The organism is Dokdonia sp. Hel_I_63 (genome assembly GCF_007827285.1).
GTDB lineage: Bacteria > Bacteroidota > Bacteroidia > Flavobacteriales > Flavobacteriaceae > Dokdonia.
The window spans coordinates 3,112,051-3,125,603 of record NZ_VISD01000001.1 but is presented as its reverse complement, the minus strand read 5'-3'; the positions used below and the strand labels follow the sequence as shown (position 1 = coordinate 3,125,603).

The following is a 13,553-nucleotide window of genomic DNA, read 5'->3' as shown; positions in this document are numbered from 1 at the left end:
GAGCAGCTAGTGTAATTTGCATCATTTTATTTTTAGAGATAGGATCAAAATTTCTATATTACTCTGAAAATAATCCTGATACGATGCTTAAACCTGTACTCTTTTTTCTTACCATTTTTTTAGTTTGTAGTTGTGCTCAGCAGCAAGAACCAGAAGTTGCCATAAACCCCGAAACTTACTGGGGAGAAAATCCTTGGCCAGATATTAGAAAGAAGCGTATTAGTCAGCTATTACCGCAAGCTCTCAAAACAGCAAATGTAGATTGCTGGATGACTATTTGTAGAGAAAATAATAATGACCCCATTGCAGATCACATAGGAGGAGAAAATGCTGGTGGCACCGCCGTATTTTTATTTTATAACGACGCAACTGGCTTTCACTCTAAAGTGTTCTCACCTTCTGGAGAAGCAACTGCGCTAGATGATCTAGATATACACGAGGAGGTCGTGAGTGTAGCGCGAGGAACATCAGCTCTTGAACAAGCCTCAGATTTTATCAAAACAAAAGATTTTAAAAGTATTGCCGTAAACACATCTTCAAAAAATGTGATGGCAGACGGACTTACGCATACACAGTACGAAGAAATTGCTGGTGCCTTAGGTGACGAAACCTCAAAATTAGTATCTTCTGAAGAGGTGGTGTATGAGTGGTTATCTATAAAGCTACCAGAAGAAGTTGCCATCTTAAAGAAAGCAGCAAAGCTCACTGCCCAGTGGCAGATTGAAGCCTACGAGCAAGTCGTACCTGGTACATCTACAGATGCAGACATTGCAAAATATTTAAAACAAAGAATGACAGAGTATGGCGTGACAGATGGATGGGCTCCTGCTCAAAACCCTAATGTAAATTCTGGGCCAGACCGTGGGCACTCGCACGCGACAGATAAAGTAATTATGCCTGGTGATGTGATACAAATAGATTTTGGCATCAAAGTATATGACAGGTGGGTGACAGATATACAGCGATTTGCATATGTCTTAAAAGGAGGTGAGAGCGAGGCTCCAGATGAGATTATGCACTACTGGGAAAGTTCTAAAGCTGGAAATAGGGCAGCACTCGCTACGATGCAACCTGGCGTAAAAGGAGTAGATGTAGATAGAGCTCAGCGCGTACTTATGGAAAAAGCAGGGTCTGATTATGTGATGTGGAGCACGGGCCACCCAGTAGGCTATGTCGCTCACGATGTAGGACCTAACCTAGGAAGTTCTCAAGCATCACACGTGAGACCAGCCTCAGAAAAAGTAATCAAGGAAGGGATGACGTTTGCCTTTGACGGTTTTCACTCTTGGAAACTAGCAGACGGTGGTGTAAAAACAATGTCTGTAGAAGAGATGGCCGTAGTAACAGAAAATGGAGCGGAGTATCTTATCGCGCCACAAGAAGAACTTGTTATTATCTCAAATAAATAAACTAAGCAAAAAACCAGTAATCTTTGACCGCCTCTTTGCCCCAAGCATCGAGTAGTGCTTGTATTTCCTTCTTTCCATCGGGAGAAGAAACTACAATCATAATCTGCGCATTTTCTATAGATGGGACATCTGTAAAAGATTGCATACGTACATCATAAATGTCTTTACCTATCTGTTTCTCATTATTTGAAACCCAATGAAAGGTATCATTATACGATTGTAAAATCTTTGCCATATCCTTACCGTTACGGCCAGCACCCCAGAGTACGAGTGGCCGTGTCTTATCACGATTTATCTCATAGAAGAAGCGCATTTTCATATCAAAATAGCGATTGTCTTTATACTCGTCCCAAGTGCGTGAGATACGGTTAGAGCGATCACGCCAGTGGTGAAGTATCGCATCTATCCCTATAACTTTGAGCCCGTGTTTATACATACGGAAACATAAATCATAATCTTCTGGATAAATAACAGGATCAAAAGCACCTACGGCATCAAAGTCATCTTTATGAATCATCCAGCAATGTGACGGGATAACACACTCTTTATAAATTTGCTGGTAGTGTGTGCTTGTTCTGGCCACTTCATTAAGCCAGCGCTCATAGCGTAAAAAACCATCACCTACCTCGCCCTCATCTACAAAGTGCTCTGTACCTCCAGCAATCACGTGCCCTTTTCCATACTTATGCCACTCATCTACTAAGAGCTGAATTTTATAATCTGGCATTTTATCATCAGAGTCCATCCTGTTGAGCAGGGTTCCGCGTACTTCTCTGTATCCACATTGTAATGTCGGGATGAGCTTATAGCCGTCACTGTCAAAAACACGAACGCGTGCATCTTGCTTTGCAAATGCTGCAAGAATCTCTGGAGTCTCATCTGTGCTGTGATCATTTACAGCAATAAGTTCCCAGTTTTGATACGTCTGGTTTATAATCGAGTTTATGCAATCGTGTAGATATGGAGCCGTGTCTTTTACGGCCATTATGATAGATACGAGGGGTTGATTTACTGCCACGATTTTGGTAAGTTTTTTGTGATTTCTATAGGGTCAAAAGTACTACTTTCTCTCGCGCCGTGTTCGGTTACCCATTTTGCCGTTTCTTGTAATCCTTGTGCAAGTGTTGTGGCTGGTTTTGGGCTAAAGATTTCTGTAAATTTTGAGTGGTCTGCATAGGCGTGTACCACTTCCTCGCGCTGTTCGAGGTGGTTGATGATCACTTCTTTTTTCATAGCAACTCCTACTTCTTTAGCTAGATCATTTACCGTGTTTTCGGTGTCTGCGCCTATGTTAAAATTTTGGTTGTCCGCTTTCGCGAAAGCGTAACTAGCCGCAATATAAGGTGCTATATCATCTATGTAGGTAAAAGCACGGGTCTGATTTCCGTCGCCAAAGATGGTAAGCGGTTCATCCTTTAAAATCTGATTCATAAATATACCCACCACATTGCGATACTTATCTCCGATGTTTTGTCCAGGCCCATACACATTATGCGGGCGAAAGATAATATAGTCTAGCCCAAACATGTTATGTGCATTATCCAGATCCATCTCTACCGCATATTTTGCAATACCATAAGGGTCTTCGGGTTGTGGTTTTTGCGATTCTTTAAGTGGTAATTCTTGAGTTCCATATACAGCAATAGAGCTTGTGAAGATGAACTTCTTTATGTTGTGATTAACCGCTGCATTAATGAGATTGATGCTCCCAATGAGGTTATTCTCGTAGTTGAACTTACGGATAAAATGGCTCAACCCTTCGGCGGCATATGCAGCTAGATGGTATACGTAGTCAAAATTATATTGATTAAATATAGCGTCAATAAGTGAGACATCTGTGATAGAGCCATTGATAAATGTTGCGCCTTCTGGAATATTGTCTTTAAAACCACCAGAGAGATCATCAAGTATTACGACTTGATGATTTAAATCTAGTAAATGACGAGCAACATGACTTCCTATAAAGCCAGCTCCACCAGTAACTAATGAGGTTATTTGCATGCTGCAAACTTAGAAAAAGGAATTGAGAGGAGTGTTGTTTTGCTTTCGCGAAAGCATAAAAAAACCACCTTTTACAGTGGTCTTTTATATTTTATCTCTTGCTTGCTCTTGCTTGCTTGAAGTATTTTACTGGAGGAAAGAGCATCCCAAAAGATTCTCCATCTCCTTTACCTAAATGTTTATGGTGCATTTTATGTGCTCTTCTCAATGCTTTACCATACCATCCATTTGCATTACGAAATAACTTAAATCGCTGATGAATAAATATGTCGTGTACGCCAAAGTATGCAAGACCGTAGGCAAAAATACCTAAGCCTATAGGTAAACCGATCCATACGCCTTCATACTGCCACAATAGGAAACAGCCTATCGAAACTAGGGCATAAAAAATAAAGAAGAGATCATTTTTTTCCCACCATGAGTTGTGTTTTTTGTGGTGGTGATCTTGATGAAGTGACCATAAAAAGCCGTGCATCACATATTTATGTGTTGCCCAAGCTAGAAATTCCATTACGACGAATGTCATTACAAAAACGAGTATCCAAAGAAATGTTTGCATTAGTATAGGGTAAAATTTAAATGAGGTTTAAACGATATTTAACATAGCTACGAGCCAATAGACTAGCTTTTACATAGTCTGGTACTCGTACACGTGTATTTTTAATTTCGGCAGAAGGTACTTTCTTGAGTTTAGTAAGCAACTTTTTGTAATATCTAAAAGCAGTGTACACTCCAAATTTTGCTTCTATAGGTAGTCTGTTGATTCCTGCAAGACCTTTTGCAAAATCTTCTTCTATATCTGCAATGATGCTTTGCTTTGAAGCTTCGTCAAGTTCGTGAAGGTTGGTATCTGGAAAATACGTTCTACTTAATCCTTCAAAATCTGCTTTGAGATCTCGTAAGAAGTTTACCTTTTGAAAAGCAGAGCCTAGACTCATGGCGCTTTCCTTAAGAGATTCATACTGTTCTTTATCTCCTTGTACAAAAACGGTAAGGCACATAAGGCCTACTACATCTGCACTTCCATAAATGTACTCTCTGTACTCTGCATCGGTCAAGTAGTCTGACTTTGTGAGGTCAAGACGCATACTTTTCATAAAAGCATCTATGTGCTCTTGTTCTATAGCAAACTTGTGCACCGTCTCTTGAAAAGCATTGAGAATAGGGTTTATGCTAATCTTGTCTTCTAGCGCATTTTTAAGATCTTGATCAAAACGCTCAAAAAGAAGCGCTTTATCATAATCATGAAAAGAGTCTACAATCTCATCTGCAAAGCGTACGAAACCATAAATATTGTAAATGTCCTGTCTTATTGACGGTGCAAGCATCTTTGTAGCGCTGGCAAAGGAAGTACTATAAGATTGGGTAACAACCTTGGCACAACTTCTGGAAACGGTGTCAAATAATGATTTCATATTAACTTTTAATTTTTGCTATAAGTTGAGATGTTAACTTTCCAGATATAAGAGCTGGTGGTACGCCAGGACCAGGAACCGTTAACTGACCAGTAAAATACAAATTTTTCACTTTCTTACTTCGTAAATTAGGTCTAAGAAATGCAGTTTGTTTTAAGGTGTTTGCCATTCCGTATGCATTGCCTTTAAAGCTATTGTATTCGCTTATAAAATCTTTAACGCAAAAAGATTCATTAAATAATATGTGACTTCTAAAGTCTTGACCAGAAAGACGCTCAAGCCTCTCCATAATTATGTCAAAATATTTATCTCTAAGTGCCTGTGTATCTTCTACTCCAGGTGCTATTGGTATCAAGAAAAATCCATTTTCTTTACCAGTAGGAGCCATAGTTTCATCACTAATAGATGGGAAGTTTGCGTAAAATAACGGTTCCTTGGGCCAAGCAAGATCATCATAAATCGTTCTTGCGTGCTCATTAAAATCCGTGTCAAAAAATAAATTATGATGAGCAACTTTTTCAAATTTCTTGTCAAACCCGACATAAAAGAGGAGTGATGAAGGAGCAAAAACTCGACTCTCCCAATATTTCTCTGAATACTGGCGATGAGCAGGCTCTAGTAAAGTCTCTGTATGGTGATAGTCTGCGCCACTTACTACGATGTCTGCATTAATCGTTTTTCCATTGACAACAATACCTTTTGTGACTCCGTTTTCTACAATAATTTTTGATGCGCCAGCATTAGTATGCATAGTGACACCAAGACTTTCGGCTAGAGAAATCATTCCTTTTATTACAGAGTGCATTCCACCTCTAGGATGCCATGTTCCTAAGCCAAAATCTGCATAGTTCATAAAACGATAAAAAGCAGGTGTTTTATCTGGTTTTGCACCCAGAAAGAGCACTGGGAATTCTAAAATAGAAACAAGTTTCTCATTTTTAAATGCTTTGCGTACATCATCACTTATCGTTTTGAAAAATTGTGCAACTCGTACTGCAGTCTCAGGTGTTACCAGTTCAAACGGAGAAAGACCAGGTTTATTAACTACATCATTTATAGCAATGTCATAATTAACCCCTGCTTCTTTGATAAATTTCTTTAGTGCTGGTGAGCTGCCTGGTTCTATGCGTTCAAATTCTATAGCAATTTTATCAAGGGTATCACCTATAGTCACAATTTCATCTGCAAACCAAACATGATACGCAGGATCAAGTTTTTCTAAGCTGTAATAATCTGATACTTTCTTTCCAAAATCGCCGAAGAATTTTTCAAAAATATCAGGCATCCAGTACCAGCTAGGGCCCATGTCAAAGGTGAACCCATCACGTTTGAGTTGTCTTGCTCGCCCTCCTAGGGTGCTATTTTTCTCAAAAAGATGAACCTCATTTCCTGCTTTTGCAAGATAACTTGCTGCAGAAAGTGATGAAAACCCAGAACCTATGATTATAATTTTTTTATGCATATGATGGCGTAGACTGTTTTATAACGTTTACAAACTCTCTTATGCTAAGCATAATGTGAATGTTTGAAGGTATTTTACTTTCATCTATCTTACTAGTCATCGCTCCAAGCACGTATAAATCTAATTTCTGATTTTCAAAAACAGCATTGAAATCCTCAAAATATTGAGGAATCTCACTTTCTAAGGGATTAACAGTGAAGTAAGATGCAAATGATAAATTAGGATGATTAACAGAAAGGTATTTTAAGTTTGAAAGCATAATGCTTTGACCTAAGTAAATAACTTTATATCCGTGAGAAACCAATTCGTAATTAAGGAATAATAATCCTAATTCGTGTATTTCATTTTCAGGGAGGAAAAGTGCAAATGTTTTCTCCTTTAATGGAGGGACATTGATTTGTGTCTTTTCAATATTAATGAGAATTTTATGCTTTATGAGATTAAATATAAAATGTTCATGGGATGGGTTTATCGTATCTGTCTGCCATAATAGTCCAATCTCATGAAGTAGTGGTATAAAAACCTCGTAAAATATATCTACAAAGGGTTTCGTCTCATTGAGCGCATTATATGTTTTGTGAAATAAGTTTTGATCAAAATTCATCATTGCTATCTTAAATGAATTGATAGCATGATTTTCACTAGACTCATTAGATTCAGAAATTAAGCTTGCAACAAGTATTGCTATTTCTTTCGTAGAGTGACGGGCAATTTTTGAGATTTTGTATTTATGTTCCGTAAGAAAAACTACGTTAAGTAATTTCTGTAAATCGCTTAGTGCATAAGTTCTAATATTTGTATCTGTACGTTGTGGTTCAAGGAGTCCATATCGTTTTTCCCATATACGTATGGTATGCGCCTTAATACCACTTAAGCCTTCAAGGTCCTTTATACTAAATTTTGTCTTTACAGCATTTTTCATAAAACTCCTTATTTATATGTAAAAATAGGGAATTAAATGATTTTGTTTAACCAATGAGTATTAAAATTTAAACAAAGTTTGTAAAAATGCAGTTATGCTTTCGCGAAAGCGTGATAATTTCAGGAAATAATTAGTTTGATGAACCTACTGAAGCCTTATAGCTTAGTGGATTGTATGGTGTATGGAAGATATGTAATAAAAAAGAGAGTTAATCACATAATTAACTCTCTTTGTACCCGGAATGGGACTTGAACCCACACGCAACTAGTGCACACGGCCCTCAACCGTGCCTGTCTACCAATTTCAGCACCCGGGTAGATAAGCGGCATTTTATCAATGCGGGTGCAAATATAAAATGTTCTTGTGAGACTCTAGAGTGAATCTAAAACTATTTTTAAGGGTTGTTGAATTTAAAGCATAAAAAAACCTTCATCTAGTGATGAAGGTTTATACTCATAAAGTGACCTGGCCGGGGCTCGAACCCGGGACCCTCTCCTTAAAAGGGAGATGCTCTACCAACTGAGCTACCAGGTCGTCATTTTAACGAGGGTGCAAATATAAAGTCTTCCTTTGAAACTCAAAGCATAATCTGAAATTATTTTTTGAATTTTTTTTGCATAAAAAAACCTCCATCAAAAGATGGAGGTTTGCACTTATCAAGTGACCTGGCCGGGGCTCGAACCCGGGACCCTCTCCTTAAAAGGGAGATGCTCTACCAACTGAGCTACCAGGTCATTGCCTCATTGCGGGTGCAAATATACATCTAATTAATTCTTATTTCCAAACCTTTTAAATAAAATTTTTATTCTTTTTTTTAGTTTAATATATACCTTTGTTTTTCAATAAGTTCGCATATGAAATATTTTTTAATGGGGTACATGGGGTCAGGAAAATCAACCATTGGACCACTACTCGCTGAAGCACTTTCTTACAAATTTTTAGATTTTGACACCTATATAAAAGAGGCAGAGGGCAATAGTATCTCAGAAATATTTAAAAATAAAGGTGAAATTTATTTTAGAAAAGCCGAAACAAGACATCTAAAAGCGTTAATTGACGAAAATGATGACGATATAGTAGTCGCTTTAGGAGGTGGAACACCTTGTTATGGAAACAACTTGCAGCTCATTAAAGAAGCAAATACAAAGACAATGTATCTTAATTGGAACTTTAAAGTACTTGCAAATAGATTATGGGAGGCAAAAGCGGAGCGCCCATTAATCGCTAGTATGCAATCACTAGAAGATCTAGAAGACTATATAAGGAAGCATTTATTTGAGAGAGGGTTTTATTACAACCAAGCGGATGTTGTGGTTAAAGTAGAAACCCAATCACCAGAAACATTAACTGCCGAAATTTTAAAGAAACTACTCTAATACAGCAGTGTCATTACCTTTTCTAAAGGTAACTTTTACAGATTCATTAAGTGATGTGCTTAACGAGATTCCTTTAAAGTCTGCTTTTACGGGGTACTTTTTGTGATTTCTATTTACTAGTACAGCTGTCTTAAATCTCTTTAAAGGCACATCGAGAAAATGTTTTACACCATATATGAGCGTAGTTCCAGAATTGAGTACATCGTCTATAAGAATTACAGACTTGTTTTGATATTCACTTGCTGGAAGACTTGTTTGTACAGTACCTAACGGATTTTTCTTATCCATAGTCACTTTACAAAGAATTGTCTTGAGAGGAGATATCTCTGCAAGAACCATGGCGAGACGTTCGGCAAATTTATAACCGTTATCTGCAATGCCTGCTAGAATCACTTCTTCTTCATTTGCATTGCTTTCGTAGATTTGAAAGGCAATCCGCTTTGTTTTATGAGCTATTGCTTGATGGTCTAATATTTTTTCCAGTTTTACTTTCATATCTGTGCTAGCTTATGGGTTAAAGATATTCAATTAACCTACTATTCTTCTTCATCGCTTTTAAAAAAATCGTCATTGTTATAAATCTCATCAATGCTTCGTCTGTCTTTTTTAGTAGGGCGACCCACTCCTTTCTTGCGATAATAATCTTTTGAGTATTTGAGCAATTCTAGTTTCTCTAGGTTTTCCTTTGGAGTTTTATCTCGCACATACATACCTACTAATTTTGCACCCAGTCTACTTTCAGGAAGATCAAGGACTTCTAGAATATAAGTGACTTGGTTTTTGCGCACAGAGATAGTGTCGGTGGGATATATTTCTCGAGATGGTTTAATTGACGTATTATTAATTTTGACTTGACCTTTCTTGCAAGCTGCTGTAGCTATAGATCTCGTCTTAAAGTAGCGTACGCACCATAAATATTTGTCTACTCTCATATAAAAGGTATAAAAACCGCGTTAATAAAGGTAAAGTAATGTGCAAAAATACATCAAAATTGTATCTTGCACTCCTTAAATTAAAATTGATGAAATTAAGAAACTACCTAGGTTTAGCCATAGTTTTATTATTATGTGTTGGTTGCCCTTCTGATGATGATGGCATTGAGTCGGTTCCTCCACGTGATAGAGGAGAACAGGCCATAGAAGATGATGCAGAAATACGTGAATATCTAGAGACACACTTTTATAATTACGAGGAGTTTGAAAATCCTACAGCAGACTTTGATTATAAAATACGTTTTGACACTATTGCTTCGATTAATAGTGATAAAACACCAATCATTGATCGACCTGAGTTAACAAGCATTACTTATAACCGTGTTGATACAGATCAAACAGTTTACATTCTTACAGCTAGACAGGGGGCTAGCGAGAAGCCGGCAGCTACTTACTCAGATTCAACGTTAGTAACTTATACTGGAAGAAACTTAAATAGTACAACTTTTGATTCCTCACCTAATCCAGTGTGGTTTGATCTTACTGGAACCATAGATGGTTTTCAAAATGGAATTGCTGGCTTCAAAGGAGCTGGGGCAGGACCTGTTGCAAATGGTGATGGAACAACATCTTATGAAGATTTTGGTGTAGGAGCTGTATTTATTCCTAGTGGACTAGGTTATTTTAATTTACCTCCTGGTAATGTTGAAATTTACAGTCCTCTCGTATTTACATTCTCTGTGTTTGATGTAATCATTACAGATCATGACGGTGATGGAATTATATCTATTAACGAAGATCTTGATGGGAACGGCTTTCTATTTGATGAAGCAGATAATCCTGATGACGATTTAGCATTTGCCTTCCAAGATCCAGATGATGATAATGACGGTGTTCGCACTAGATTAGAAATAGTGCTTGACGAAGATGGAAATTTCATTTCATTTCTTGATACAGATGATGATGGTATTAGCAATCATCTTGACAACGATGATGATGGAGATGGTAGGAATACTCTAGATGAAATCCAAATTAATAGCTCAACGGGAGTTGTAACTTATACAGACACAGATGGAGACGGTATACCTGATTATCTAGATGCAGATAGTTAGAATTTAATTACGCTTTCGCGAAAGCGCTAAATAAATTTGAAAAGTCACATTGTTTCACACAATGTGACTTTTTTGTTTAGACTGATATTTGAAGCTCAATCAAGTGAATTAAAAAGGTTGTTTCGATTATAGATAGATTACATCGCAGCTAGAGATTGAGCGTAATTGCTTGTTTTGTAAAGATCCTCTTAAAATTAGGCACAAGGTATACCAAAAAAAAAATCGGGTATTCCCATAAAGAATACCCGATTTTAAAATCTATAATTTTTTAACGCTAGTTCCCTCCATCAAGAGAGTACGATAAATTCAAAATCCATTGTGATGGTCTTGCATCTACTTTAAAGCCTACACTGTTATCTTCAGCCTGTGATTCTGTTACAATGGTATTGTCTGTAAATGCTCCCTCGTATCTCACATCAATTCCTAGCTTGCCAAATGAAAGCCCTGCGCCTAGCTGGTAGCCTACAGTAAATGAATTTTCTGGATCTTCAAAATCAATGTCTATGCCGTCAAACTCATCGTCAATAATATATTGAAAAGAAGGTCCAGCCTTCACATTTAAAGGCCCTATAACATTAAAACCAACAAGTACTGGAATGTCAATTTTTGACAATTCATAATCTATACTATTTGAACCCGAGATATTGCTCTGATATTCTGTGTTGATTTTTGTGTAAAGTAACTCTGGCTGTATGAAGATACCGGCAAACACTGCCTTATAATAAATTCCAGCGTGAAAGCCAGACTTATTTTCCTTGTCAAAAGTACTCTCGGCAAATTCTGAGGTAAACTCTAGATCTCCTACAGAGCCATAATTGAGTCCGCCCTTGATTCCGAAGCCAGCGCTTTGGCTAAATGCAGTCATACCTGATAAGAGTAATACTGCTACAATGATTTTTTTCATAATTGAAGTTTTATTGATTAATAAAGAGACAAATAAAAAGGCAGTATGTTACAATCATACTGCCTATGTCTTTTATGTAAACGGTGGTGTTGTTTGATTATTTTCTAGCAACTACTTTTTCTACAGCCTTTACGATAGCATCTGCATTAAGCCCGTATTTTTCCATAAGTTGTTCTGGCGTCCCACTTTCTCCAAATGTATCTGCTGTCGCAACGTACTCTTGTGGTACAGGGTGGGTAAGAGATAGCTCTCTTGCTACACTTTCTCCTAGACCTCCTAAAAAGTTATGCTCCTCTGCAGTTACCACGCATCCAGTCTTTTTTACAGATTTGATGATTGCCTCTGCATCTAGAGGTTTGATAGTGTGTATATTGATTACTTCTGCTGTGATGCCTTTTTCATTAAGTACTTTGCAAGCCTCAAGCGCTTCCCATACTAGGTGGCCAGTCGCAACAATAGTTACATCATTACCTTCTTGTAATTGTACTGCTTTCCCTATTTCAAATTTTTGATTTTCAGGAGTGAAGTTAGGCACTACCGGACGTCCAAAACGTAAATAAACTGGCCCTACGTGATCTGCAAGTGCTATAGTCGCAGCTTTGGTCTGGTTATAATCACACGTATTGATCACTGTCATTCCTGGTAACATCTTCATGAGTCCGATGTCCTCAAGAATTTGGTGTGTGGCTCCATCTTCACCTAAGGTAAGACCTGCGTGAGATGCACATATTTTTACATTTTTGTCAGAATATGCGATAGACTGTCTAATCTGGTCATAAACACGACCCGTAGAGAAGTTTGCAAAAGTTCCTGTGAAAGGAATTTTACCACCTATTGTTAGTCCTGCGGCGATACCCATCATATTTGCTTCGGCAATTCCTATTTGGAAAAAACGTTCTGGATTTTCATCTATAAACGTTTGTATTTTTAGAGAACCTATAAGATCTGCACAGAGAGAAACAACATTAGGATTTGTTCTCCCTAATTCTGTCATTCCTGCTCCAAAACCTGATCTTGTATCCTTACTGCCTGTATTTTCGTATGTTTTCATTGTAATGATTTTTGGTACGCTTTCGCGAAAGCGTAATAAGAAAAAGGTTTAGTAGTCGCCTAAGGTTTCTGGATTCTGTGCTAGAGCACTCGCGAGTTGCTCATCATTAGGAGCTTTACCATGCCACGCGTGGGTGCCCATCATAAAGTCTACACCATTACCCATGATTGTGTGTAATAATACACAAACTGGTTTTCCATTTCCAGAAAGATCTTTGGCTTGATTCATTCCTTTTACAATAGCTTCTACATCATTTCCTTGCTCGATATCAAGAACAATCCACCCGAAAGCTTCAAATTTTGCGCGCACGCTTCCCATATTTAATACGTGGTCTGTGCTACCATCGATCTGCTGTCCGTTAAGATCTACGGTAGCGATAATATTATCAACCTTTTTTGCCGAAGCATACATAATTGCTTCCCAGTTTTGACCTTCTTGCAATTCACCGTCTCCCATTAAGGTATAGATAGTGTGGTTGTCTTTGTTAAGTTTTTTTGCTTGAGCTGCACCTACCGCAACACTTAATCCTTGACCTAGTGATCCAGAGGCGATACGCACTCCAGGAAGCCCTTCATGTGTAGTAGGGTGTCCTTGTAGTCTAGAGTTAAGTAATCTAAAAGTGTTAAGCTCTTCGACTGGGAAATATCCAGAACGAGCTAATACACTATAGAAAACTGGAGATATATGACCGTTAGAAAGGAAGAAAAGATCTTCTCCTATACCGTCCATATCAAATCCTTCTTTACGTTCCATAAGCTCTTGATAGAGAACCGAAATAAATTCGGCACATCCTAATGATCCGCCTGGGTGTCCAGAACTTACTTTGTGTACTTGTCGTACGATATCTCTACGCACTTGGGTTACAAATGCTTCTAGCTTCTCTATGTCTGCCATATTATTGAATTTATTATGTAAAAATAAGCATATAAAAAAGTCCTACCATCGAGATTGCTCAAGATTGTAGGACTT

General features: G+C 37.8%; 14 protein-coding genes and 3 tRNA genes. 3 read left to right on the top strand and 14 right to left on the bottom strand.

Annotated features, from left to right (window positions below; genetic code table 11):
- The first annotated feature begins 83 nt into the window (after window positions 1–83).
- The gene (locus JM84_RS13745) at window positions 84–1,409 is read left to right on the top strand and encodes a M24 family metallopeptidase (protein ID WP_144784832.1); all 1,326 of its coding nucleotides are present in this window, start codon (window positions 84–86) and stop codon (window positions 1,407–1,409) included.
- A 1-nt stretch (window position 1,410) separates the two neighbouring features.
- Here JM84_RS13745 and JM84_RS13740 read toward each other — a convergent pair whose 3' ends face one another.
- From JM84_RS13740 to JM84_RS13700, 9 genes are all read right to left on the bottom strand, one after another.
- Window positions 1,411–2,427: a glycosyltransferase family 2 protein gene (locus JM84_RS13740; protein ID WP_144784830.1), complete on the bottom strand. Its 1,017-nt coding sequence runs from the start codon at window positions 2,425–2,427 to the stop codon at window positions 1,411–1,413.
- Window positions 2,418–3,410: an NAD-dependent epimerase/dehydratase family protein gene (locus tag JM84_RS13735; RefSeq protein WP_144784828.1), complete on the bottom strand. Its 993-nt coding sequence runs from the start codon at window positions 3,408–3,410 to the stop codon at window positions 2,418–2,420. Before JM84_RS13735 ends, JM84_RS13740 begins: the two co-directional genes overlap by 10 nt.
- 91 nt (window positions 3,411–3,501) lie before the next feature.
- Window positions 3,502–3,969: a sterol desaturase family protein gene (locus tag JM84_RS13730; RefSeq protein ID WP_013751435.1), complete on the bottom strand. Its 468-nt coding sequence runs from the start codon at window positions 3,967–3,969 to the stop codon at window positions 3,502–3,504.
- 16 nt (window positions 3,970–3,985) lie between these two features.
- Entirely contained in the window at window positions 3,986–4,825 is an 840-nt protein-coding gene (locus JM84_RS13725; RefSeq protein WP_144784826.1) for a phytoene/squalene synthase family protein, read from the bottom strand.
- A 1-nt stretch (window position 4,826) separates the two neighbouring features.
- Window positions 4,827–6,287, bottom strand: a complete 1,461-nt coding sequence (locus JM84_RS13720; protein WP_013751437.1) for a phytoene desaturase family protein — start codon at window positions 6,285–6,287, stop codon at window positions 4,827–4,829.
- Window positions 6,280–7,209 (bottom strand): MerR family transcriptional regulator, encoded by a 930-nt coding sequence (locus tag JM84_RS13715; protein WP_013751438.1) that lies wholly within the window; start codon window positions 7,207–7,209, stop codon window positions 6,280–6,282. The genes JM84_RS13720 and JM84_RS13715 overlap by 8 nt, the downstream gene beginning before the upstream one ends.
- 233 nt (window positions 7,210–7,442) lie before the next feature.
- Window positions 7,443–7,525, bottom strand: a tRNA-Leu gene (locus JM84_RS13710).
- 145 nt (window positions 7,526–7,670) lie between these two features.
- Window positions 7,671–7,743: transfer RNA gene (locus tag JM84_RS13705), tRNA-Lys, on the bottom strand.
- 127 nt (window positions 7,744–7,870) lie between these two features.
- Window positions 7,871–7,943: transfer RNA gene (locus JM84_RS13700), tRNA-Lys, on the bottom strand.
- 120 nt (window positions 7,944–8,063) lie between these two features.
- On the opposite strand from JM84_RS13700, the gene JM84_RS13695 reads away from it, so the two are divergent.
- Window positions 8,064–8,585, top strand: coding sequence for a shikimate kinase (locus tag JM84_RS13695; protein ID WP_013751439.1), 522 nt, complete (start codon window positions 8,064–8,066; stop codon window positions 8,583–8,585).
- Here JM84_RS13695 and JM84_RS13690 read toward each other — a convergent pair.
- A complete protein-coding gene (locus JM84_RS13690) occupies window positions 8,577–9,080 on the bottom strand; it encodes a phosphoribosyltransferase family protein (protein WP_013751440.1) in 504 nt (167 codons plus the stop codon). The genes JM84_RS13695 and JM84_RS13690 overlap by 9 nt on opposite strands.
- Window positions 9,081–9,121: 41 nt before the next feature.
- Window positions 9,122–9,517, bottom strand: a complete 396-nt coding sequence (locus JM84_RS13685; RefSeq protein WP_013751441.1) for an RNA-binding S4 domain-containing protein — start codon at window positions 9,515–9,517, stop codon at window positions 9,122–9,124.
- 89 nt (window positions 9,518–9,606) lie between these two features.
- Between JM84_RS13685 and JM84_RS13680 the strand changes: the two genes are divergently transcribed.
- Window positions 9,607–10,629 (top strand): FKBP-type peptidyl-prolyl cis-trans isomerase, encoded by a 1,023-nt coding sequence (locus JM84_RS13680; protein ID WP_041295675.1) that lies wholly within the window; start codon window positions 9,607–9,609, stop codon window positions 10,627–10,629.
- A 274-nt stretch (window positions 10,630–10,903) separates the two neighbouring features.
- Here JM84_RS13680 and JM84_RS13675 read toward each other — a convergent pair whose 3' ends face one another.
- The 3 genes from JM84_RS13675 to JM84_RS13665 all read right to left on the bottom strand — a co-directional run bounded on the left by JM84_RS13675 (window position 10,904) and on the right by JM84_RS13665 (window position 13,478).
- On the bottom strand, window positions 10,904–11,533 hold the full coding sequence (locus JM84_RS13675) for an outer membrane beta-barrel protein (RefSeq protein ID WP_144784823.1): 630 nt from the start codon (window positions 11,531–11,533) through the stop codon (window positions 10,904–10,906).
- Between the two features lie 97 nt (window positions 11,534–11,630).
- Entirely contained in the window at window positions 11,631–12,584 is a 954-nt protein-coding gene (locus JM84_RS13670; protein ID WP_013751444.1) for a transketolase family protein, read from the bottom strand.
- Between the two features lie 48 nt (window positions 12,585–12,632).
- The gene (locus JM84_RS13665) at window positions 12,633–13,478 is read right to left on the bottom strand and encodes a transketolase (protein ID WP_013751445.1); all 846 of its coding nucleotides are present in this window, start codon (window positions 13,476–13,478) and stop codon (window positions 12,633–12,635) included.
- Between the last annotated feature and the right edge of the window lie 75 nt (window positions 13,479–13,553).